The organism is Streptomyces sp. NBC_00237 (assembly GCF_026342435.1).
GTDB lineage: Bacteria > Actinomycetota > Actinomycetes > Streptomycetales > Streptomycetaceae > Streptomyces.
Window position 1 is genome coordinate 1,972,041 of sequence record NZ_JAPEMT010000001.1, and the last position, 21,182, is coordinate 1,993,222.

A 21,182-nucleotide genomic window follows, 5' to 3' on the forward strand; every position below is an offset into this window, starting at 1 on the left:
GGGGCGTGCCCTTACCCTTCCTCCGCCGTCAGGTCGATCAGGCGGCACACCGTCTCGATGTCGATCTTGACCTGGGCGATCGAGGCGCGGCCCGACAGCCACGTGATCAGGGCCGAGTGCCAGGTGTGCTCGATGACGCGGACGGCGGAGAGCTGTTCCGGGGTCGGGCGGTCGTCCGGGGCGTTCAGGCCCATCGCGTCCAGGATGATCGCCGTGGTCTGGCGGGAGACCGTGTCGACCTCGGGGCTCACGGAGCGGTCGGCGAAGGTCAGGGCCCGCACCATCGCGTCGGCCAGGTTCGGTTCGCGCTGGAGGGCGCGGAAGGCGCGCATGAGGGTCTCGGCGACGCGTTCCGAGGGGGAGGAGGTCTCCGGGGGGCGCTTGCGCAGGGTGGTGTGGAGGTGGCTCAGCTGGTCCTGCATGGTGGCGACCAGGAGATGGACCTTGGAGGGGAAGTAGCGGTAGAGGGTGCCGAGGGCGACCTCGGCCGCCTCCGCGACCTCGCGCATCTGCACCGCGTCGAACCCGCCCCGGCTCGCCAGCTGCGCGCTCGCGTGCAGGATGCGGCGGCGGCGGGCCTCCTGGCGTTCGGTGAGGGGAGGGGCGGTCGGGGCGAGGCCGCCCCGGGCACCCGGGCCGCCGCCGCGAGGAGTGCTGCCGCGCGTGCTGCCGCCCCGCGTGGCGGCGGCCGCGGAGCGCGCCCCCGTACCCGCCGTCGTTCTGGCTTCCGCTGTCATGTGACCCCGTGTCCCCGTGTCGTGCCGCGTCCCGTTACCGCGTGTCGTATCACGTCCGCCCCCCGGCGATTCGTGAGTCGTGGCGCGAATCACCTGATCCGGACCTTACGGCGCTGCGTCGTGCCGGTAGATTCAAAGCTCCGTGTTCGATCAACACTGGAACTTGTTCTAGATTAGCGCCAGCGGCTACGCTCCGGCGGAAGTGCGTCAAGAAGGGGGCCGAGAGTGACCGCTGAGGCCGTACAGGCGGGCCCCCGTGCCGGGGCCGACACCAGTGCTGCGAGCGCCGGGAGCGCCGGGGACGACCGGCCGCTGCGCATCGCGCTCCTCTCGTACAAGGGGAACCCGTTCTGCGGCGGGCAGGGCGTGTACGTCCGCCACCTCTCGCGCGAGCTGGCCCGGCTCGGACACAGCGTGGAAGTGCTGGGCGCGCAGCCGTATCCGGTGCTCGACGGCGGGGTGCCGCTCACCGAACTGCCGAGCCTGGACCTCTACCGCAGCCCCGACCCCTTCCGCACGCCCAAGCGGGACGAGTTCCGCGACTGGGTCGACGCCGTCGAGTTCGCGACCATGCGGACCGGGGGATTCCCCGAGCCGCTCACCTTCTCGCTGCGCGCCAAGCGTCATCTCGCGGGCAGGAAGGGCGAGTTCGACGTCGTACACGACAACCAGACCCTCGGGTACGGGCTGCTGGGGGACCTCGGCGCGCCGCTCGTGACGACCATCCACCACCCGATCACCGTCGACCGGCAGCTCGACCTGGACGCCGCCGCGACGCGGCTGAAGCGGGCCTCCGTACGGCGCTGGTACGGGTTCACGCGCATGCAGAAGCGGGTCGCCCGGCGGCTGCCCTCCGTGCTGACCGTCTCCGGGTCCTCGCAGGCCGAGATCGTCGAGCACCTCGGGGTGCGGCGCGACCGCGTTCACGTCGTACACATCGGGGCCGACACCCAGCTGTGGTCGCCGGACGCGTCCGTGGCCGAGGTTCCGGGGCGGATCGTGACGACCTCCAGCGCCGACGTCCCCCTCAAGGGGCTCGTGTACCTCGTCGAGGCCCTCGCCAAGCTGCGCTCCGAGCGGCCCGACGCCCACCTCGTCGTGGTCGGCAAGCGGGCCGAGGCCGGGCCCGTCGCGCAGGCCATCGAGCGGTACGGGCTCGGGCACGCCGTCGAGTTCGTCAAGGGCATCAGCGACGCCGAGCTGGTGGACCTCGTGCGGGGGGCGCAGGTGGCCTGCGTGCCGTCCCTGTACGAAGGGTTCTCGCTCCCGGCGGCCGAGGCGATGGCCACCGGGACGCCGCTCGTCGCGACCACGGGCGGCGCCATCCCCGAGGTCGCGGGGCCGGACGGGGACACCTGCCTCGCCGTGCCGCCGGGGGACCCCGACGCCCTCGCCGGGCAGCTGTCCCGGCTGCTGGGCGACGCCGAGCTGCGGACCCGGCTCGGGAACGCCGGGCGGGCCCGCGTCCTGGAGAAGTTCACCTGGACCCAGGCCGCCATCGGCACCGCCGAGCACTACCGCGCCGCGGTCGCCGCGCACGCCACGGCAGCCACCTCGTAGTCTCCGCACGCCACTTGACCTCACGCAACACCGATACACCCTGCCGCCGGACGAAAGCTGAGCACCCGTGCTGACCGTGGACTTCTCCCGCTTCCCGCTCGCCCCGGGCGACCGCGTCCTCGACCTGGGCTGCGGTGCCGGGCGGCACGCCTTCGAGTGCTACCGGCGCGGCGCCCAGGTGGTGGCCCTCGACCAGAACGGCGAGGAGATCCGCGAGGTCGCGAAGTGGTTCGCCGCGATGAAGGAGGCGGGGGAGGCACCGGAGGGCGCGACGGCCACCGCCATGGAGGGCGACGCGTTGAACCTGCCCTTCCCGGACGCCTCGTTCGACGTCGTGATCATCAGTGAGGTCATGGAGCACATCCCCGACGACAAGGGCGTGCTCGCCGAGATGGTGCGCGTGCTCAAGCCGGGCGGGCGCATCGCCGTCACCGTTCCGCGCTACGGGCCCGAGAAGGTCTGCTGGGCGCTGAGCGACGCGTACCACGAGGTCGAGGGCGGGCACATTCGCATCTACAAGGCCGACGAACTGCTCGGCAAGATGCGCGAGGCGGGGCTCAAGCCGTACGGCCAGCACCACGCGCACGCCCTGCACTCGCCGTACTGGTGGCTCAAGTGCGCCTTCGGAGTCGACAACGACAAGGCGCTCCCGGTCAAGGCGTACCACAAGCTCCTCGTCTGGGACATCATGAAGAAGCCGCTGCTCACGAAGGTCGCCGAGCAGGCCCTCAACCCGGTCATCGGCAAGAGCTTCGTCGCGTACGCCACCAAGCCCCACCTGCCCGCGAACGCTGCCGCAGCAGCCGGTACGGACACCAAGTGACGAGCCCCGGATACACCGAACACCTCGTCCTGGACGGCGTCCTGACGGCCACTCAGGTCGCCGAGACGGTCGCCGGGATACTCGCCGTGCAGCGCCCCGACGGTGCCATACCGTGGTTCAGGGGGCACCACCTCGACCCGTGGGACCACACCGAGGCCGCCATGGCGCTCGACGCCGCCGGTGAGCACGAGGCGGCGGCCCGGGCGTACGCGTGGCTGGCCAGGCACCAGAACGCGGACGGCTCCTGGTACGCGGCGTACGACGACGGCGACCACACCCGTCCCACCGACCGTTCCCGCGAGACCAACTTCTGCGCGTACATCGCCGTCGGCGTCTGGCACCACTACCTCGCCACCGGCGACGAGGCGTTCCTCGACCGGATGTGGCCCGCCGTGTACGCGGCGGTCGAGTTCGTGCTCGCGCTCCAGCAGCCCGGCGGGGAGATCGGCTGGAAGCGGGAGGAGGACGGAAGCCCCGTCAACGACGCGCTGCTGACCGGGAGTTCGTCCATCCACCAGGCGCTGCGGTGCGCACTCGCCATCGCCGAGGAGCGTGAAGAGGCGCAGCCCGACTGGGAGTTGGCCCTCGGTGCGCTCCGGCACGCCATCCAGCACCACCCCGAGCGGTTCCTCGACAAGAACCGCTACTCGATGGACTGGTACTACCCGATCCTCGCCGGAGCCCTCACCGGTCCCGAGGCGAAGGAGCGCATCGAGGCCCAGTGGGACGACTTCGTCGTGCCGGGGCTCGGCGTGCGCTGCGTCCTGCCCAACCCGTGGGTGACGGGCGGCGAGAGCTGCGAACTCGCCCTGGCGCTCTGGGTGATGGGGGAGTCGGACCGGGCCCTGGAGATCCTCCAGGCCGTCCAGCACCTGCGCGCCGACGACGGCAGCGGGCTGTACTGGACGGGGTACGTCTTCGAGGACGGGGCGATCTGGCCGCAGGAACTCACTTCCTGGACGGCGGGGTCACTGCTGCTCGCGGTGGCCGCGCTGGGCGGGGACGAGGCCACCTGTGCGGTGTTCGGCGGGGAGAGGCTGCCCGTGGGGCTGGACCCCTCCTGCTGCTGACGGTGCGCGAAGCGGTTCGTCAGCGGCGGCGGACCGCTCCGGCTATCGCGTGGCCCACGAAGAGGTAGACCACGGCCGGGAGGCCGTAGCCCGCGACCACGCGGGCCCATTCCTCGTCGAACGTGAACAGGTCGTACGACCAGCCCGCCAGGAAGCGCGCGGCGTCCTTGACGAAGCCGACCAGCGCGTTCCCCTGGTTGGCGTCCAGTAGGTAGAACAGAATCCACAGGCCCAGGATCAGGGCGGCGATGTCCGCGACGACGGCGATCAGCGTCGCGGCGGGATTTCCGGTGCGCGTGCGTGTCGGCATGCCGAACATGTTGCCGATAAGGCTGGTGTCAAACCCGGATGGCCCTGTCCTGGTGGTGGGCCCCCGGGGCCCGGGTGACGCTGCGGGGAAACGTGCTGTCGTCCGTCCTGGCCGGCATGGTCCGTCATGGCCCCGGGAGGCCCGCTGTGCCCCGTAACGCCCTCACCGCCACTCCTGCCCGCCGTGCGCTCGTCGCGGTGCCGCTGACCTGCGCACTTCTCGTGCCGCTCGCGGCCTGCAACGACAGCGACAAGGACAAGGCGAGTGCGGTGAACGCGACGTCCACCGCGTCGCCCACCGGTGAGTTCGAGAAGCAGAAGCTGTCCAAGACCCGGTTCGTCGCCAACGCCTCGCTGGCCGCCGGAGCCGCGTACCAGTGGATCGTGAAGCCCTTCAAGGCGGGCACGTTCCAGAAGGGCGCGGACGGCCGGAAGTTCGCCCTGGTCAAGGCGGGCCTCGCGGGCGCGTTCACGTACAACAGGCTGAAGGCGGCGGTGAACAACGCGAAGGGCGACCCGCTCCTCTCCAAGGCGGTCGCCCCGCTCTCCGACGGCATCGAGTCCCTGAAGGGGCTGGGCACCAAGCTGGCGGCGGGCACGGTCGGCGCGGGCGAGATCGGCCTCTTCGAGAAGGTCATCGGCGGGGTGAAGGACGCGGGCAAGAGCGCGGGCGCGGACGTCGTGGACAAGGTGCCATCGGCCGGTGAGCTGGCGAAGGGCGGCTCGCCCGCACAGCTCCGCTGACCGTCCGCCGCTCGACAGAATGCCCAGCTCAACGGGCGGATTCCCGTCAACAAAGAGGGTGTGCACCGAGATCGTCCCCGCATAACGTACGGGCATGACGCTGCTGAGCTTTGACCGTTACTGCGATCAGATCGTCGAGGAGACCGCACTCCTGCGGACCTCGATATCGGGTGCGAAGCTGGACGCCACCGTGCCGTCCTGCCCCGACTGGACGCTGCGCGACCTCGTGCACCACACCGGCTGGGCACACCGCTGGGTGTACGAGATCGTGACCCGCCGGGCCACCGGACCCGTCGCGCCCGAGGACGTACCGAACGCCGAAGGACCGGAACTCGAAGGACCCGGCGCCGACGAGTCCGCCGCCCTCGACGCCTGGCTCGCCGAGGGCGCGGACAGGTGCGCGAAGGTCCTGCGCGACGCGGGCCCCGACGCGCGGGTGTGGGCGTGGGCGCCGGTGGAGAGGCCGACCGCGTTCTGGGCCCGCCGGATGACGCACGAGACGGTCGTGCACCGCGCCGACGCCTGCCTGACGACGGCCTTCCCGTACGACGTGCAGCCGGAGGTCGCCGCCGACGCGCTCGACGAGTGGCTGTGGCTCGGCGACGTGGACGACGACCGGCACGACCACGCCGACCTCCTCGGCGCGGGCCGCACCGTCCACCTGCACGCCACCGACACCCCGGCCGGCCTGAACGCCGAGTGGCTCGTCGACTTCACCGGCGGGGCCGCCACCTGGCGGCGCGGCCACGAGAAGGCCGCCGTCGCCGTGCGCGGCCCGCTCACCGACGTCCTCCTCGTGGTCTACCGCCGCCAGGCCGTGGACGCGGGCAACGTGGAGGTGCTGGGCGACCGGGACCTCCTCGACCAGTGGGTCGGTCAACTCGTCTGGGAGTGAACCCGCCTGCTGAGGCTATGAGTTGAGCTCGGCCAGGACGCGCAGGGTGCGCGGGTCCGGCGAGGTGACCAGCAGGTCCGTCACCGGGCCCTTGCGCCACAGCTCCAGCCGCTCAGCGATCCGGGCCCGCGGCCCGATCAGCGAGATCTCGTCGGCGAAGGCGTCCGGCACGGCGAGCACCGCCTCCTCCTTGCGCCCGGCGAGGAACAGTTCCTGGACGCGGCGGGCCTCCTCCTCGTATCCCATGCGCGCCATCAGGTCGGCGTGGAAGTTCTTCGCGGCGTGACCCATGCCGCCGATGTAGAAGCCGAGCATCGCCTTCACCGGCAGCAGCCCGTCCGCGACGTCGTCACAGACGTGCGCGCGGGCCATCGGGGCGACCATGAAACCCCTGCCGAGCGGCGGCAGTCGATAGACCTCGGGGCGCATCGGCGACCAGTACAGCGGCAGCCAGCCGTCCGCGATGCGGGTCGTCTGCTCGATGTTCTTCGGCCCCTCGGCCCCGAGCAGGATCGGCAGGTCGGCGCGGAGCGGATGGACGATCGGCTTCAACGCCTTCCCGATGCCCGTCCCGTCGGGCCCCCGGTACGGATGCGCGTGGTAGCGCCCGTCCAGCTCCACCGGGCCCTGTCTGCGCAGTACTTGGCGCACGACGTCCACGTACTCCCGGGTCGCGGTCAGCGGACTGCGCGGGAACGGCCGCCCGTACCAGCCCTCCACCACCTGCGGCCCGGACAGCCCGAGACCGAGCATCATCCGCCCGCCCGACAGGTGGTCGAGGGTGAGCGCGTGCATCGCCGTCGCGGTCGGGGTGCGCGCCGCCATCTGTACGATCGCGGTGCCCAGCCTGATCCGGGTGGTGTGCGCCGCGTACCAGGTCAGCGGGGTGAACGCGTCAGACCCCCACGCCTCCGACGTCCACACGGAGTCGTACCCGAGCTGCTCCGCCTCCTGTACGAGGGCGAGGTGGCCCCGGTCGGGGCCGCGCCCCCAGTAGCCGAGCGCGAGTCCAAGTCGCATGCCGCAGCCTCCCCTTGACGCAACTGACGCAACTGACGCAATTGAAGCTACTGACTCAACTGACGTGCCGTCAGATGCGTCGACTGTACGGTCCCGGGCCGTGACCGGACAAGGCAGCGGCCCCCGCCTCGGAGTGAGGCGGGGGCCGCTGTCGTACGGGGAGCGGGGCGTATCAGCCGCGCTGGATGCCCGTGGTGTCCTGGAGCAGGCCGCGACGGCCGTCCTGGGTCTGGGCGACCAGACCGGGACCGCGCTGGTCCACGGCCAAGTACCAGGTGCCCGGAGCCAGTTCGGCGATCGGAGTCGGCGAGCCGTCCTCCGGGTACAGCGGACGGGCCACCGGAACGGCGAACCAGAACGGGGCGAAGCCCGACGCGTCGGCGGCGGCCGGAGCCTGCCCGCCCTGCGAGGGCTGCGCCTGCGCGGCGGCGGCCTGCGGTTCCTGGGCGCCGCCCGGGTAGCCGTAACCACCGGTGGCGGGCTGGCCGCCGTACGACGGCTGCTGGGCGCCCGGGTAGCCGTAACCGGCACCCGGCTGCGCACCGTACGCGGCGTTGCCCGCGACGGCGGGCTTCGGGGCGCCCATCAGCGGGGCCTTGAGCGCCGGGACCAGCGGGGACGCGACCGCGCCCGCCGCCAGGACCAGGGCGGCGATCAGGCCGATGATCATGCCCGCGCCGCCTCGGCCGCCGTTGACGATCGTCCAGAACGCCGTCCACGCCACGAAGATCGCCAGCGCGACGCCGAACTGGCCGAGCTCGATCCCGGCGACCTTGCGCGACCCCGGCAGCCCGCGTGCGACGACGATCAGTGCCGCGGCGATGATGCCCGCCAGGTAGATGCTCATCAGCGTCGGGAGGATTTCCCAGGCGTTGACGCTCACGGACGGCGGGCAGTAGCCCGCGACGCAGCGGGGGGCTTCGGAGGAAAACTGGTTGAGGAACGAGGCGATGAACAGCAACACCGCTGCTCCGATCACCACGCCATCACCTCGTGTGAGGGAGCGGATGTTCACTTGAAGTCCTTTATCAGTCGTCTTCTTCGGGGCTTTACGGGGCGGTTGTCGCTGCTCCGGTGTCACGCGGTTCACGCGCGGACTCGGTGCGAAGCTCGGGGGCGGCTCCCCATCGTACGGATGAATGTATCGTCCGACGGATTGGGTCGCCCCCATCGTTGCCGGTCGGTAACCTGCACCGGGCCTCGGTACGACGTGCTGCGGTACGACGTGCTGGGGTGCGACGTGCGCCCCGAGTTCTACCCCTTGAGGAAGGCGCTGATGCCGTCGGCCATGCCCTGGGCGGCCTTCTGCCGCCAGGAGGGGTCGGTCAGCAGGGCGATGTCCTTGCTGTCCCGCATGTTCCCGCACTCGATGAACACCTTCGGAACGGTCGACAGGTTGAGCCCGCCGAGGTCCCGGCGGACCACCAGGCCGTTCGGTGCGCCGAGGTAGTTGGCGGGCCGGTCCCCGGTCTCCCGAACGAAGTTGCCCACGATCGCCTCGCCCAGCACGCGCGAGGGGCCGACGATCGAGGACGTGTCCGCGGCCCCCGATTTCACCCGTGCGGGCAGGATCACGTGGAAGCCCCGGTGACCGGCCGACGACCCGTCCGCGTGGATGGACAGCACGGCGTCGGCCTTCGCCTCGTTTCCGATCCGGGCGCGCTCGTCGATGCAGGGACCGAACGGGCGGTCGGCGTTCTGGGTGAATTTGACGGTTGCGCCCTGCTTTTCGAGAAGCGATTTCAGACGGCGCGAAACATCGAGTGTGAATTCCGCCTCGGTGTATCCGGCATTGCTCGCCGTACCCGTGGTGTCGCATTCCTTGCTGTTCGTTCCGATGTTCACCTGGCGATTGATTTCGCGGGTGTGCCGGAAATTCCCCGGGTTGTGGCCGGGGTCGACGACGACGGTACGGCCGGAGAGGGGTCCGCCGACCGGTCTGTCGTCGGGGGCGTCGGGTGCGGCGCTCTGCGTGCTCTTCGCCGGGGCGGAGGGTGTGGTGGAGGGCGGAGCCGAAGGCGCGGGCGCCCCGGTGGCCCCCTGCGCCGCCGCTGCCGTCGTCGTCCGGCTGGGCAGCGGGAGCACCTTCGGCGGCTGGTCCCCCTCCGGCCCGCTCATCGCCTGCCAGACGAGCCACCCCGCCAGAGCGGTGGGCACGAGGGCGGCGACCACGATGAGCGCGTTGCCGCGCCCTCGGCGTCGGGGCTGCCCGAATTCGGGCTCGGGCGGTTCTGCGTGGGGGTAACGACCGTCGTACGACACAGGGCGATGCTATGCGCGGTGCTCAGATGCCCGTGCCGGTACGCCGCAGGACGCGCAGGGAGTCGGTCACCGAGATCTCGGTGAACGCCCCGCAAGCGAGGGCCCGCTGATGCACGCGGTACGGGGCCTGACCGCCGTCGGCCGGGTCCGGGAACACGTCGTGGATGACGAGCAGCCCGCCCATCGCCACATGCGGGGCCCACCCCTCGTAGTCCCCACCGGCGTGCTCGTCGGTGTGCCCGCCGTCGATGAAGACGAGGGCGAGCGGGGTGTTCCAGAGCCGGGCGGCCTGCGGCGAACGCCCGACGATCGCGACGACGTGCTCTTCGAGCCCGGCCCTGTGGAGGGTGCGGCGGAAGGTCGGCAGCGTGTCCATGACGCCCACCTCCGGGTCCACGACGGTCGTGTCGTGGTACTCCCACCCCGGCTGCTGCTCCTCGCTGCCCCGGTGGTGGTCGACGGTCACGGCCGTCACACCGGCCTCACGGGCCGCGTCGGCGAGGAGGAGCGTCGACCGGCCGCAGTACGTCCCCACTTCGAGAAGCGGCAGCGCGAGCTCCCGGGCCACCCCGGCGGCCGCCGCGTACAGGGCGAGCCCTTCCCCGACCGGCATGAACCCCTTGGCGGCCTCGAAGGCGGCGAGGGTGTCGGGCTTGGGTACGGCGGCGGTCATGGCTCTCCTGCGGGACGGGCGGGTTGGCTGCTCGGACTGGGGTCATGGTGCCGTACGGGGCGAGGGGCCGGGCCGGAGGGGCGTCCTACGCGGGGCATGCCCCTCTCCGCCCCTTCGGTCAGCCCCAGCACCGTCAGCCCGTCCGGCGAGGGAGGACGCGCGGGCAAGACGGGTCTCTTCTGACCTTCCGTCAGAATGGAACGTGTTCTACTCTGCACGGCCATGGGCATCGGAATCACGCGCGAGCACCGCGAGTTGGCCGAGGCGGTGCGCGGCTGGGTCGGGCGGGTGGCGTCGCCGCAGGACGTACGGAAGGTCCTCGACGGGGAGGAGGGGGGAGCGGGGCGGCCGGGGTACTGGGACGGGGCCGCCGGTATGGGGTTGCTCGACGTGCACCTGCCGGAGGGTGGGGGCGGGACGCTGCTCGACCTCGCCGTCGTACTGGAGGAGACCGGGCGGGCGGCCCTTCCCGGGCCCTTCCTGCCGAGCGTCCTCGCCGCCGAGCTGCTGGTGAGGGGCGGGCGGCCGGAGCTGGCCGCCGGGCATCCCGTGGCCTCGGTGGCGACCGGGCCCGGGAGCCTCACCGCCGTCGCCGCCGACGGGGGGTACGTCCTCGACGGCGTCGCGCCGCCCGTCCTCGGCGCCGGGCCCGGCACCGACCTCGTGCTGCTCGCCGCCGAGGCCGTCCACGGGACGGTGTGGCTGGCCGTCGACGCGGGCGAGGTGCAGACGCGTACGCACGCATCAGCCGATCCGACGCGGCCGACCGGGGAAGTCGTCGCACGTAACACCTTCGTGGCGGGGGAGCGTCAACTCGACCTTTCCACCGCCCTGGTGGGCGACCTGGCGGCCGTACTGTTCGCGGCCGACGCCTGCGGGATCGCGGGCTGGGCGCTCGACACCGCCACCGCCTACGCCAAGGTGCGCGAGCAGTTCGGGCGGCCGATCGGGCAGTTCCAGGCGGTCAAGCATCTGTGTGCGGACATGCTGGTACGGGTCGAACAGGCGCGGGCGCTGGTGTGGGACGCGGCGAACGCGGCGGGCGAGGTCCCGGACGTGCGGGGGCTCACGGCCGCGCTGGCCGCGGCGACCGCCCTCGATGCCGCGTTCTCGTGCGCCAAGGACTGCATTCAGATCCTGGGCGGGATCGGGTTCACCTGGGAGCACGACGCCCATCTGTATCTGCGGCGGGCGCTGGTGGCACGGCAGTTGCTGGGGGGCGGGGACGGGCATCGGCTGCGGGCCGTGCGGCTGGCCGCCGACGGGGCGCGGCGGGAGCTGCGCATGGAGCTGCCCCGGGAGGCGGACGCGTACCGGGAGCAGGCGCGGGAGGCGATCGAGGCGGCGCGGGGGCTCGACCCGGGGGCGGCGCGGAAGGTCCTCGCGCCCACCGGGTACGCCGCCCCGCACCTCCCCGAGCCGTACGGACTCGGCGCCGGTCCCGTACAACAGCTCGCCGTGCAGCGGGAGTTGAAAGAGGCGGGAGTCACGCTCAGCGGGCTCGGGATCGCCACCTGGGTCGTGCCGTCGCTCATCGCGTACGGGACCGAGGAGCAGCAGGAGGCGTACGTACTGCCCACCCTGCGCGGGGAGTTGATGTGGTGTCAGCTCTTCTCGGAGCCGGAGGCGGGGTCCGACCTCGCCGCCCTCCGCACCCGCGCCGAGCGCGTCGAGGGCGGCGGCTGGCGGATCAGCGGGCAGAAGGTGTGGACGTCCGCCGCGCAGTGGGCCGACTACGGCATCCTGCTCGCCAGGACCGACCCCAAGGCCCCGACCAAGCACCAGGGGCTCGGGTACTTCGTCGTCGACATGAAGAACACCCCTGGCATCGACATCCGGCCGCTGAAGGAGATCACCGGGGACTCGCTGTTCAACGAGGTGTACTTCGACGGTGCGGTGCTGCCCGCGCAAGCGCTGGTGGGGGAGGAGACCGGGGGCTGGCGGGTCGCCCGCAACACCCTCGGGAACGAGCGCGTCCACATGGCCGACCAGGTCGCCTTCGGCACGGGACTCGAAGCGCTGATCGCGCGCGTCGCCGGTCTCGACGGGGCGACCGGGGCCCGGGTCGGCGCCCTCGCCGCCGAGGCGCACGCACTCGCCTGCATCGGGCTGCGGACCACGCTCCAGCAGGTGGACGGGCTGGAGGCGGGGGCCGGGGCGAGCGTGCGGAAGCTCGTACAGACACCGCACCAGCAGAAGATCGCCGAGCTGGCCCTCGAACTCCTCGGCCCCGAAGGGGCGTTGCGGGAGGGGGCAGGCGAGCGGGCCGTGCACGGATTCCTGATGTCGCGGTGCCTGACCATCGCGGGCGGCACCACCCAGGTCCAGCTGAACGTCGTCGCCGAGCGCATCCTCGGCCTGCCGCGCGACCAACAAGGGGAGTGATGGGGATGAAGGCGTACGTCGTAGGCGTCGGGATGACCAGGTTCGAGAAGCCGGAGTCGCGGGACTGGCAGTACTGGGACATGGCCAAGGAGGCGGGGAGCGCGGCGCTCGCGGACGCCGGAGTGGAGTACGGGCAGGTCCAGCAGGTGCCGGTCGGGTACTGCTTCCAGGCGTCGACGGCCGGGCAGCGGGCCGTGTACGAACTGGGGCTGACCGGTGTGCCCGTCTACAACGTCAACAACAACTGCGCCACCGGGGCGACCGCGCTGATGATGGCGCGGCAGTTCGTGGCGGGCGGGCTCGCGGACTGCGTGCTCGCGCTCGGCTTCGAGAAGATGAAGCGGGGCGCGCTCGGGGGAGGTGGCGACGCGGGGGACTTCAAGGCGTCCCCCGTGGCCCGGCACTACGGCGTCATGGCCGGCCGGCACGGCTTCGAGATGACCCCGCCCACCGCCCAGATCTTCGGCAACGCCGCCCGCGAGCACATGGAGCGGTACGGGACGACCGAGGCACAGCTCGCCGCCGTCGGGGCGAAGAACCACCGGCACTCGGTGAACAACCCGTACGCCCAGTTCCAGGACCCGTACACGGTCGACGAGATCCTCGCCGCGAAGACCATCCACCGGCCCCTGACCAAGCTCCAGTGCTCGCCAACCTCCGACGGGGCCGCCGCGGCGGTCGTGGTGTCGGAGCGGTTCGTCGTCCAGCACGGCCTGCACGACAAGGCGGTCGAGATCGCCGGGCAGGCCATGGCGACGGACACGGAGGAGTCCTTCGCGTCCGGGTCGTGCATCGACGTCGTCGGCCGGCCCATGTCGCGGGCCGCCGCCCGGCAGGCGTACGAGAGGGCCGGGCTCGGCATCGAGGACGTCGACGTGATCGAGTTGCACGACTGCTTCTCGGTCAATGAGCTGTTGACGTACGAGGCGCTGGGCATGTGCCCCGACGGGGCGTCCGGCAAGCTCGTGGAATCCGGCGCGACGACGTACGGGGGGCGCTGGGTGGTCAACCCGTCCGGCGGGCTGATCTCCAAGGGGCACCCGCTGGGGGCCACCGGCCTGGCGCAGGCGGCCGAGCTGACCTGGCAGCTTCGCGGGCAGGCGGGGGCGCGGCAGGTGGCGGGCGCGCGGGTGGGGCTCGCGCACAACATCGGGCTGGGAGGGGCGGCCGTGGTGACCGTACTGCGGCGGTCCTGAGCCCGTGCCGGCCGGTCGTAGCCGTACCCGGTCCCGGTCCGTGCCCCGCTCCGCGGATGTACGGGGCACGGACTACCTGCGACCATGACAGGCATGGTCCACCGTTCCCCCGGCGCACCCGCCGACCCCGCCGAACCCGCTGAATCCGCCGAGCCCGTAGCGACCGCAGCGACCGCAGCGCCCCGAATACCCGGGGGCCGTCCGCGTCCCGTCCGCACCTGGGCGGTGGTGCTGGCGGCCTGCGCCGGACAGTTCCTGGTCGTCCTCGACGTGTCCGTCGTGAACGTGGCGCTGCCGTCCATGCGTGCCGACCTCGGCATGACGGCCGGGGGCCTCCAGTGGGTGGTCAACGCCTACTCGATCGCCTTCGCCGGATTCATGCTGCTGGGCGGGCGGGCCGCCGACATCTTCGGGCGGAAGCTGACGTTCCTGGTGGGCCTGGGACTGTTCACGGCCGCCTCGCTGGCGGGCGGGCTCGCCCAGGAGGGCTGGCAACTGCTGGCCGCACGGGCGGCGCAGGGCCTGGGGGCCGCCGTCCTCGCCCCGGCGACCCTCACGATCCTGACCTCGGCCGTCCCGGAGGGCGCGGCCCGCACACGGGCGATCGGCACCTGGTCGGCGGTGGGCGCGGGCGGCGGTGCGGCGGGCGGCTTCGTCGGCGGACTGCTCACCGACAGCCTCTCCTGGCGCTGGGTCCTCCTCATCAACGTGCCGATCGGCGCGCTGGTCCTGATCGGGGCCTTCTGCTGGCTCACCGAGAGCCACGCCCGCGCGGGCCGCAAGCTCGACCTGCCGGGCGCGGTACTGGTCACGGCGGGGCTCGCCACTCTCGCGTACGGCATCGTGCAGACGGAGGCGGAGGGCTGGACGGCCGCCGCGACGCTGGTCCCCCTCTCCGGCGGACTCCTGCTGATCGCCCTCTTCCTCCTCGTCGAGGCGCGGGCGAAGTCCCCGCTCATGCCCCTCAAGCTCTTCCGGGTGCGGTCGGTGTCGGCGGCGAACGCGGCGATGTTCGTCAACGGGTCCGCGATGTTCTGCATGTGGTTCTTCATGACCCTGTACGCCCAGAACGTGCTCGGGTACACCCCGCTGGGGGCGGGCCTCGCCCTGGTCCCCAGCTCCCTGGCCATCGTCACGGGCTCCAAGCTGGCACCGCGCCTGATGCCGCGCGTCGGGGCGCGGAACCTGGCCGCGCTGGGCACGCTCATCGCTGCCACCGGATTCGGGTGGCAGTCGACGATGGGCGCGGACGGCACGTACGCGACGGCCATCCTGGGCCCCGGCATCCTGATGATGCTGGGCGCGGGCCTGGCCTCGACGCCCCTGGCGGCGCTGGCCACCTCCGGGGCCGCGCCGGGGGACGCGGGCCTGGTCTCCGGCCTGATCAACACCTCCCGGACGATGGGCGGGGCGCTGGGTCTGGCCGTACTGTCCACGGTCGCGGCCTCCAGGACCGGGGGCGGCACCAGCCCGGAGGCGTTGACGGCGGGGTACGCGCTGGCGTTCCGGACGGGGACGGCGGTGCTGTTGGCGGGGGTGGTGCTGATGCTGGTGTGGCTGCCGAGGGGGCCGAAGAAGGCGGCCGGGGCGACGGCGGTGGCGCCGGTGACGGAGGAGGCGGCGGGCACGGCTACGTCCGGGTGACCGAGGCCCCCTACAGCCAGCCCTGCTGCCTGGCGGCGCGGACGGCTTCCATGCGGTTGCGGGTGCCGGTCTTGCCGATGGCGGAGGAGAGGTAGTTCCGTACGGTCGACTCGGAGAGGTGGACCTTGGCGGCGATGTCGGCAACGGTCGCGCCGTCGACGGCGGCGTTGAGGACGTCGCACTCGCGCGGGGTGAGGGGGCTGGGGCCGGAGCTGAGGGCGGCCGCGGCGAGGGCCGGGTCGATGACGGTCTCACCGGTGAGGACACGACGGATGGCCTGCGCCAGCTCCTCGACGGGTCCGTCCTTCACGAGGAACCCTGCCGCGCCCGCCTCCATCGCCCTGCGCAGATAGCCGGGGCGGCCGAACGTGGTGAGGATCAGGACGCGGCAGTCCGGGACCTCCTCGCGGAGCAGGGCGGCGGCGTCGAGACCGCTCATGCCGGGGAGCTCGATGTCGAGGAGGGCGATGTCGGGGCGGGCCCCCAGGGCGGCCCCGACGATCTGGTCGCCCGCGCCGACCTGGGCGACGACTTCGATGTCCACCTCCAGCCCGAGGAGGAGGGCGAGGGCGCCGCGCATCATGCCCTGGTCCTCGGCGAGGAGGACGCGGATGGACTTGGCGGGTCGGTGGTGGGTCTGCGAGGGCTCGGTCACGGGGCCAGGGTAGGGCGATTTCCCCGTGCCGGGGGTACGCCCCTTTAGGGGCGCGGGGAACTGCGCGCCCAGCCACGACGCGCCCGCACGTCCGACCCCCAAGCCTCGCGAGTTTAGGTGAAGGGGTGGGGAGGGGCGGCCCGCCGCAGGCGCACCGGGGTGCGGCGCACCTGATGGCGGAGGTAACGGCGGGCGGCTCCGGGGTGGGCCCGGAGCGGAGGGGGCCGCCCCCTTGCCCGCCCGTTCCGCCCCCGGGGGCGGCCCCGCCGCCCAAGGGGGCGAGGCAAAGCGGAGCCCGAGGGGGCTGGGCAAAGGCCCCGCCGCCCAAGGAGGCTAGGCGGAGCGGGGGTGCCGTCCCGGGATTGGCAAGGGAGCTTGCCGGGACCGGGCAGCCGCGGTCCAATGACCGCATGGAGCACAGCCCCGCCATCACCCAGGCCCTCTCCGACGTCGGCCCCCGCCTCCAGCGCCTGCGCACCGCCCGCGGCATGACGCTCGCCGCGCTCTCCGAGGCCACCGGGATCTCCACGAGCACGCTCTCCCGCCTGGAGTCCGGCCAGCGCCGCCCCAGCCTGGAGCTCCTCCTGCCCATCTCGCAGGCCCACCAGGTCCCCCTGGACGACCTCGTCGGCGCCCCCGAGGTCGGCGACCCCCGGGTCAGGATCAAGCCACGCCAGGTGTACGGCTCGACGGTGTTCCCGCTGACCCACGGGGCGGGCCCCATCCAGGCGTACAAGATGATCCTGCCCACCACCCGGAGCACTCCGGAGGCCCGCACCCACGAGGGCTACGAGTGGCTGTACGTGCTGTCCGGGCGGCTGCGGCTCGTCCTGGGCGACAAGGACCTGCTGCTCGACCCCGGGGAGGCGGCCGAGTTCGACACCCGGCTGCCGCACTGGTTCGGCAGCACGGGCAAGGCCCCCGTCGAGGTGCTCAGCCTCTTCGGCCGCCAGGGCGAGCGGATGCACGTACGGGCGAAACCACGCCCCCGGGACGACAACTCCTAGAGGACCAGAGGGCTAGGGGGCAGCCACGTCCCGCGCCCCCACCGGGAGTTCCGCCCGTACCGCGAAGCCGCCCCGTGGGCCCGGCCCCGCCGTGAGGCTGCCGCCCGCCGTCGCGAGCCGTTCCGTGAGCCCCTTCAGCCCGGTCCCGCTCCCCGTCGGCGCCTGCACCGTCGGAGCGCGCCCGTCGTCCACGACCTCCAGCCGCACCCGCTCCGCCGTCCCCTCCACGGAGATCGTGCAGCGCGCCGCCCCCTCGCCGTGCCGTACGACATTGGTGACGGCCTCCCGGACCACCCACCCCAGCAGTGCCTCGGTCTGCGGCTCCAGCGGCGGCCCCGACTGGCGTACGACCGGCTCGATTCCGGCGGCGGACAACGCCGAGCGCGCCCCGTCCAGCTCCGTCGACAGGCTGCCCTCGCGGTATCCGCTGACGGCCTCCCTGATCTCGGTGAGTGCCTGACGGCCGACGGACTCGATGTCGGAGACCTGGGTGAGCGCGGCGTCCAGATCGCGCGGCGCGAGCCGCCTGGCCGCCTCGGACTTGACCACGATCACGGACAGGGTGTGCCCCAGCAGATCGTGCAGGTCGCGCGAGAACCGCAGCCGCTCCTTCTCCACGGCCGTGCGCGCCAACTCCTGCCGGGTGGCGCGGAGTTCCTTGACGGTGTCGGCGAGGGTGAGTATGGCGGAGGTGACGAGCCCGGAGATGAGGGTTCCGTACGCGATGTTGATGGCGTTCCAGCCGTCCTTCCACGCGGCGATCCCGCCCGCCAGTACCGCCAGTACGAGCATGGCCCGGCCCACCTTCGGACCCCGGATCACCGCCCCGGTCGCCAGCCCCGTCAGCATGAAGAAGAGCAGCCACGGCCCGCCGTACATGACCGACATGAAACCGGCGATCAGCCCGAGCCCGGCCAGCGCGAGTTTGGTGCTCAGCGCCTCCCGCGACTTCGGGTCGAAGGCGCGCAACACCACATAGATGTAGAGGGAGTTGAAGGTGAGGATGCTGAGGCCGCCGACCCACGGGTTGTCGGTCTCGCCCTTGATGAGGTTCGAGAACGCGCCCATCCCCATCAGCAGCCACGGCAGCAGCGCGAAGCCGTTGGGCGGGCCCATGCTCTCCGGGCCCCGCCCGCCCGCCTTCTTCACGGCCCGCCACTCGGCCCGTCGGGCGGGCCAGTCGGACTTCCAGCCCTTGTCGACGATCGGCGACATCGGCCCACCCTCCTCAGGATTCCGCAGGATCGTGCGGGACTCCGCTACGCGGTGCGCGCGGCCTTCCGGTACGACACGACAGCGTACGAGCCGAAGACCAGCAGCCACCCGCTGAGCACCGCCACCGCGACCGCCCCGGGAGCCTCGCCCCGCCCGACCGCCGTACCGAGCTGGGCGAGCGCCCGGGTCGGGGTGTACGTGGAGATCCCCTGGAGCCAGCCGGGGAAGAACTGAACGGGGAACCACAGCCCGCCCAGGATCGAGAGCCCCAGGTTGCAGCCGACGTTGACGACTCCGGTGCTCTGCGCGGACAGCCGGTAGCCGTTGCCGATCCCCAGCAGGGTGAACGGCAGCACCCCCAGCCACAGCAGCACCAGGAGCAGCGCCCACTGCCACACCGCCAGAGCGACCCCGTTGACCAGACCGCCCACCGCGAGCACGGCGAGGATCGCGGGCAGGACGACGACGGACGCGGTCAGCGCCCGCCCCACCACGACCTGCGCCGGAGTCATGGGCGTGATCCGCAGCTGCCGTAGCCAGCCCAGGGCCTTGTCCTCGGCGACGCCGGTACCGGCGGACATGGCCGCGCCCATCGCGCCGTACACCGCCATCCCGATCATCGAGCCGATCTTCCAGAGGTCGTCCGCGCCGCCGCCGATGTTGGTGAAGAGCAGGTACATCAGCACCGGCATGCCGATGCCGAAGATGACGAACCCCGTGTCGCGCAGCGTGCGCCGGGTCTCCAGGGCGACGTAGTCGAGTACGAGAGCCATCAGACGTTCTCCTTGACGCGGGCCGCAGGGCCGTCGGGGTCGGTGAGGCGGAGGAAGGCGTCCTCCAGGGTGGCCGGGGCGACTTCCAGGCCGCGTATCGCCCGCATCCCGGCCAGGGCGACGACGGTGGCGTCGGAGTCGTCGCTGCGGAGCCGGGCGCGGTCACCTCTGATCTCGACCCCGGTCACGCCGGGCAGCACCGACAGGCCCTCGCTGGGGCGTCCCGCCAGGTCGAAGGAGACCAGGTTTCCGCCCGCCTCGCGGCGCAGCCGGTCGCCGCTGCCGTCGGCGACGACGCGGCCCCGGTCGACGACGATGATGCGGGAGGCGTTCTCGTCGGCCTCGGTGAGGTAGTGGGTGGAGAACAGCACGGTCTTGCCACGGGCCGCGAAGCGCCGCATCGAGTGCCACAGCGCCCGCCGGGCCTCGACGTCGAGCGCGGCCGTCGGCTCGTCCAGTACGACGAGGTCCGGGTCGCCGACCAGGGCGATGGCGAACCGCACCCGCTGGATCTGCCCGCCGGACAGCCGGTCCGCGCGCCGGGGCCCGAACTCCCGTATCCCGGCCAGGTCGAGCGCCTCGTCCACGGGCATCGGCTTCGGGTACGTCTTCGCCACGAAGGACACCAGCTCGCGCACGGTCACCCGGGGGACGGGCCGCCCGTCCTGGAGCATCGCCCCGACCCGGCCCGCCTGTACGGCCAGGGCGGGGGCCTCGCCGAAGAGCCGGACGGAGCCGGAGTCGGGCTCGTCCAGGCCGAGGAGGAGGCCGATGGCGGTGGACTTGCCCGCGCCGTTGCGGCCGAGGAGGGCGGTGGTCTCGCCGGGGTGCAGGGCGAGGCTCAGTCCGTCCACCGCGCGGACGCCGCCGTAGGACTTGACGGCGCCGGTGAAGTGCACGGCGGGGGCGGGGGCGGGTCCCGGTTCGGGTGTCTTCCTCATGCCGACGACGCTACGGAGGAGGGGCGGGCGGGGCGTAGTGCCGGATGTACGGAGTCGGGCGGGACAAATGTCATGGGTGCGGAACGGGGGAGGGCGGAGTAGATCTGACGAGTCGTCACCTCGTGGGTTCCCAAGTGCCGTGTGGTGCGTTATACATGGTGCCCACCGGCCTAGAACGCGTTCTAGAAGTGGGGCGCGCACCGGGTCGGCCCCGTACGGCCCCGGCGTGTCCGACGGTGCGGACGGCCACGTCGGGGCCTTGGCGGTACGCGTACGACACGACGCGTACGACACGACACGTACGACACGCGACGCGTACGACCCGACCCGACGCGACGCGTGCGACCCGACACGACGCGCGCACCACGAACGTAAGGAGCCCCGCCTCCCATGCCCATCGACGTTGCGAAGGCCCTCGCCGCCGAGCCCCGGACCGGCAAGGCCGTCTGGGGTCACAAGGACGTCCAGCTCTACCACCTCGGCCTCGGCGCGGGTGTCCCCGCCACCGACCCCGGCGAACTGCGCTACACCCTGGAGAGCAAGCTCCACGTCCTGCCCAGCTTCGCCACCGTCGCGGGCGCGGGCATGGCCATGATGGGCGGGCTCGCGGCCCCCGGCATCGAGGTGGACCTCGCCGCCGTACTGCACGGCGGACAGACCGTCACCCTCCATCGCCCGATCCCCGTCGAGGGCGAAGCGACGCTGACCTCCACCGTCCAGGCCGTGTACGACAAGGGCAAGGCGGCGGTGATCGTCCTGCGCTCCGAGGCCGCCGACGCGGACGGCCCGCTCTGGACGAACGACTCCGCCGTCTTCGTGCGCGGCGAGGGCGGCTTCGGCGGCGACCGAGGCCCGTCCGCCCGGCTCGAAGCCCCGTCCCGTGAGCCGGAGTTCACCGTCGAGCGCCCGATCCGCGAGGAGCAGGCTCTCCTCTACCGCCTCTCCGGCGACTGGAACCCGCTGCACGCCGACCCCGAGTTCGCGAAGCTCGCGGGCTTCGACAAGCCGATCCTGCACGGCCTGTGCACGTACGGCATGACCCTGAAGGCCGTCGTGGACACGGTGCTCGGCGGGGACGTGGCCCGGGTGACCTCGTACGCCACCCGCTTCGCCGGGGTGGTCTTCCCGGGCGAGACCCTGCGCATCCGGATGTGGACCGATGAAGGCCGCACCCAGGTGACGGTGACGGCGGCCGGACGCGACGACGCGCCCGTACTGGCCGACACCGTCGTCACGCACTCATGAACTGACCGTATTCCGAGGGGAGTTGTGG

The 21,182-nt window shown here is 72.4% G+C and carries 20 protein-coding genes; 10 read left to right on the forward strand and 10 right to left on the reverse strand.

Going from position 1 to position 21,182, the window contains the following annotated elements; translation table 11 throughout:
* Positions 1-11 precede the first annotated feature (11 nt).
* Positions 12-737 (reverse strand): TetR family transcriptional regulator, encoded by a 726-nt coding sequence (locus tag OG897_RS08745; protein ID WP_266654483.1) that lies wholly within the window; start codon positions 735-737, stop codon positions 12-14.
* A gap of 225 nt (positions 738-962) precedes the next feature.
* Between OG897_RS08745 and OG897_RS08750 the strand changes: the two genes are divergently transcribed.
* From OG897_RS08750 to OG897_RS08760, 3 genes are all read left to right on the forward strand, one after another.
* The gene (locus OG897_RS08750; protein WP_266654485.1) at positions 963-2,297 is read left to right on the forward strand and encodes a glycosyltransferase family 4 protein; all 1,335 of its coding nucleotides are present in this window, start codon (positions 963-965) and stop codon (positions 2,295-2,297) included.
* Between the two features lie 67 nt (positions 2,298-2,364).
* Positions 2,365-3,120 carry a class I SAM-dependent methyltransferase gene (locus tag OG897_RS08755; protein WP_266654487.1) on the forward strand — a complete coding sequence of 252 codons (756 nt, stop codon included), beginning with the start codon at positions 2,365-2,367 and terminating at the stop codon, positions 3,118-3,120.
* A complete protein-coding gene (locus OG897_RS08760; RefSeq protein ID WP_266654489.1) occupies positions 3,117-4,190 on the forward strand; it encodes a prenyltransferase in 1,074 nt (357 codons plus the stop codon). Before OG897_RS08755 ends, OG897_RS08760 begins: the two co-directional genes overlap by 4 nt.
* Positions 4,191-4,209: 19 nt before the next feature.
* Here the strand turns inward: OG897_RS08760 and OG897_RS08765 are convergent, their stop codons facing one another.
* Complete coding sequence (locus tag OG897_RS08765) at positions 4,210-4,500, reverse strand: hypothetical protein (RefSeq protein ID WP_266654491.1); 291 nt, start codon at positions 4,498-4,500, stop codon at positions 4,210-4,212.
* A 146-nt stretch (positions 4,501-4,646) separates the two neighbouring features.
* Between OG897_RS08765 and OG897_RS08770 the strand changes: the two genes are divergently transcribed.
* Positions 4,647-5,243, forward strand: a complete 597-nt coding sequence (locus tag OG897_RS08770; RefSeq protein WP_266654493.1) for a hypothetical protein — start codon at positions 4,647-4,649, stop codon at positions 5,241-5,243.
* Between the two features lie 94 nt (positions 5,244-5,337).
* A complete protein-coding gene (locus OG897_RS08775) occupies positions 5,338-6,138 on the forward strand; it encodes a maleylpyruvate isomerase family mycothiol-dependent enzyme (RefSeq protein ID WP_266654495.1) in 801 nt (266 codons plus the stop codon).
* A gap of 15 nt (positions 6,139-6,153) precedes the next feature.
* Here OG897_RS08775 and OG897_RS08780 read toward each other — a convergent pair whose 3' ends face one another.
* From OG897_RS08780 to OG897_RS08795, 4 genes are all read right to left on the reverse strand, one after another.
* Positions 6,154-7,158 carry an LLM class F420-dependent oxidoreductase gene (locus OG897_RS08780; protein ID WP_266654497.1) on the reverse strand — a complete coding sequence of 335 codons (1,005 nt, stop codon included), beginning with the start codon at positions 7,156-7,158 and terminating at the stop codon, positions 6,154-6,156.
* Between the two features lie 172 nt (positions 7,159-7,330).
* Positions 7,331-8,173, reverse strand: coding sequence for a DUF5336 domain-containing protein (locus OG897_RS08785; RefSeq protein WP_266654499.1), 843 nt, complete (start codon positions 8,171-8,173; stop codon positions 7,331-7,333).
* Between the two features lie 239 nt (positions 8,174-8,412).
* Positions 8,413-9,420 carry an N-acetylmuramoyl-L-alanine amidase gene (locus OG897_RS08790; protein ID WP_266654501.1) on the reverse strand — a complete coding sequence of 336 codons (1,008 nt, stop codon included), beginning with the start codon at positions 9,418-9,420 and terminating at the stop codon, positions 8,413-8,415.
* Positions 9,421-9,442: 22 nt separating this feature from the next.
* Positions 9,443-10,093 carry a class I SAM-dependent methyltransferase gene (locus OG897_RS08795; RefSeq protein WP_266654503.1) on the reverse strand — a complete coding sequence of 217 codons (651 nt, stop codon included), beginning with the start codon at positions 10,091-10,093 and terminating at the stop codon, positions 9,443-9,445.
* Positions 10,094-10,315: 222 nt separating this feature from the next.
* Here OG897_RS08795 and OG897_RS08800 point away from each other — a divergent pair, with 222 nt between their 5' ends.
* From OG897_RS08800 to OG897_RS08810, 3 genes are all read left to right on the forward strand, one after another.
* Complete coding sequence (locus OG897_RS08800; RefSeq protein WP_266654505.1) at positions 10,316-12,478, forward strand: acyl-CoA dehydrogenase; 2,163 nt, start codon at positions 10,316-10,318, stop codon at positions 12,476-12,478.
* Positions 12,478-13,674 (forward strand): lipid-transfer protein, encoded by a 1,197-nt coding sequence (locus OG897_RS08805; RefSeq protein ID WP_266654507.1) that lies wholly within the window; start codon positions 12,478-12,480, stop codon positions 13,672-13,674. Before OG897_RS08800 ends, OG897_RS08805 begins: the two co-directional genes overlap by 1 nt.
* Before the next feature lie 93 nt (positions 13,675-13,767).
* Positions 13,768-15,318, forward strand: coding sequence for an MFS transporter (locus tag OG897_RS08810; protein WP_266654509.1), 1,551 nt, complete (start codon positions 13,768-13,770; stop codon positions 15,316-15,318).
* Positions 15,319-15,328: 10 nt separating this feature from the next.
* Here the strand turns inward: OG897_RS08810 and OG897_RS08815 are convergent, their stop codons facing one another.
* Complete coding sequence (locus OG897_RS08815) at positions 15,329-15,973, reverse strand: response regulator transcription factor (RefSeq protein WP_266654510.1); 645 nt, start codon at positions 15,971-15,973, stop codon at positions 15,329-15,331.
* Positions 15,974-16,383: 410 nt separating this feature from the next.
* Between OG897_RS08815 and OG897_RS08820 the strand changes: the two genes are divergently transcribed.
* Positions 16,384-16,980, forward strand: coding sequence for a helix-turn-helix domain-containing protein (locus tag OG897_RS08820; RefSeq protein WP_266654512.1), 597 nt, complete (start codon positions 16,384-16,386; stop codon positions 16,978-16,980).
* A gap of 12 nt (positions 16,981-16,992) precedes the next feature.
* On the opposite strand, the gene OG897_RS08825 is transcribed toward OG897_RS08820, so the two are convergent.
* Genes OG897_RS08825 through OG897_RS08835 form a run of 3 tightly spaced genes read right to left on the reverse strand, consistent with a single transcriptional unit; the run spans position 16,993 to position 19,909 of the window.
* Positions 16,993-18,195, reverse strand: coding sequence for a sensor histidine kinase (locus tag OG897_RS08825; RefSeq protein ID WP_266654513.1), 1,203 nt, complete (start codon positions 18,193-18,195; stop codon positions 16,993-16,995).
* Between the two features lie 44 nt (positions 18,196-18,239).
* Positions 18,240-18,968, reverse strand: a complete 729-nt coding sequence (locus OG897_RS08830) for an ABC transporter permease (protein WP_266654514.1) — start codon at positions 18,966-18,968, stop codon at positions 18,240-18,242.
* A complete protein-coding gene (locus OG897_RS08835; protein ID WP_266654515.1) occupies positions 18,968-19,909 on the reverse strand; it encodes an ABC transporter ATP-binding protein in 942 nt (313 codons plus the stop codon). Before OG897_RS08835 ends, OG897_RS08830 begins: the two co-directional genes overlap by 1 nt.
* A gap of 390 nt (positions 19,910-20,299) precedes the next feature.
* Between OG897_RS08835 and OG897_RS08840 the strand changes: the two genes are divergently transcribed.
* Entirely contained in the window at positions 20,300-21,154 is an 855-nt protein-coding gene (locus tag OG897_RS08840) for a MaoC/PaaZ C-terminal domain-containing protein (RefSeq protein WP_266654517.1), read from the forward strand.
* Positions 21,155-21,182 lie beyond the last annotated feature (28 nt).

Coding starts and splice junctions, on each gene's coding strand:
- OG897_RS08745 (WP_266654483.1), bottom strand. CDS start 737: ATGACAGCGGAAGCCAGAACGACGGCGGGTACGGGGGCGCGCTCCGCG.
- OG897_RS08765 (WP_266654491.1), bottom strand. CDS start 4,500: ATGCCGACACGCACGCGCACCGGAAATCCCGCCGCGACGCTGATCGCC.
- OG897_RS08775 (WP_266654495.1), top strand. CDS start 5,338: ATGACGCTGCTGAGCTTTGACCGTTACTGCGATCAGATCGTCGAGGAG.
- OG897_RS08780 (WP_266654497.1), bottom strand. CDS start 7,158: ATGCGACTTGGACTCGCGCTCGGCTACTGGGGGCGCGGCCCCGACCGG.
- OG897_RS08795 (WP_266654503.1), bottom strand. CDS start 10,093: ATGACCGCCGCCGTACCCAAGCCCGACACCCTCGCCGCCTTCGAGGCC.
- OG897_RS08800 (WP_266654505.1), top strand. CDS start 10,316: ATGGGCATCGGAATCACGCGCGAGCACCGCGAGTTGGCCGAGGCGGTG.
- OG897_RS08805 (WP_266654507.1), top strand. CDS start 12,478: ATGGGGATGAAGGCGTACGTCGTAGGCGTCGGGATGACCAGGTTCGAG.
- OG897_RS08810 (WP_266654509.1), top strand. CDS start 13,768: ATGGTCCACCGTTCCCCCGGCGCACCCGCCGACCCCGCCGAACCCGCT.
- OG897_RS08820 (WP_266654512.1), top strand. CDS start 16,384: ATGGAGCACAGCCCCGCCATCACCCAGGCCCTCTCCGACGTCGGCCCC.
- OG897_RS08825 (WP_266654513.1), bottom strand. CDS start 18,195: ATGTCGCCGATCGTCGACAAGGGCTGGAAGTCCGACTGGCCCGCCCGA.
- OG897_RS08830 (WP_266654514.1), bottom strand. CDS start 18,968: ATGGCTCTCGTACTCGACTACGTCGCCCTGGAGACCCGGCGCACGCTG.
- OG897_RS08835 (WP_266654515.1), bottom strand. CDS start 19,909: ATGAGGAAGACACCCGAACCGGGACCCGCCCCCGCCCCCGCCGTGCAC.
- OG897_RS08840 (WP_266654517.1), top strand. CDS start 20,300: ATGCCCATCGACGTTGCGAAGGCCCTCGCCGCCGAGCCCCGGACCGGC.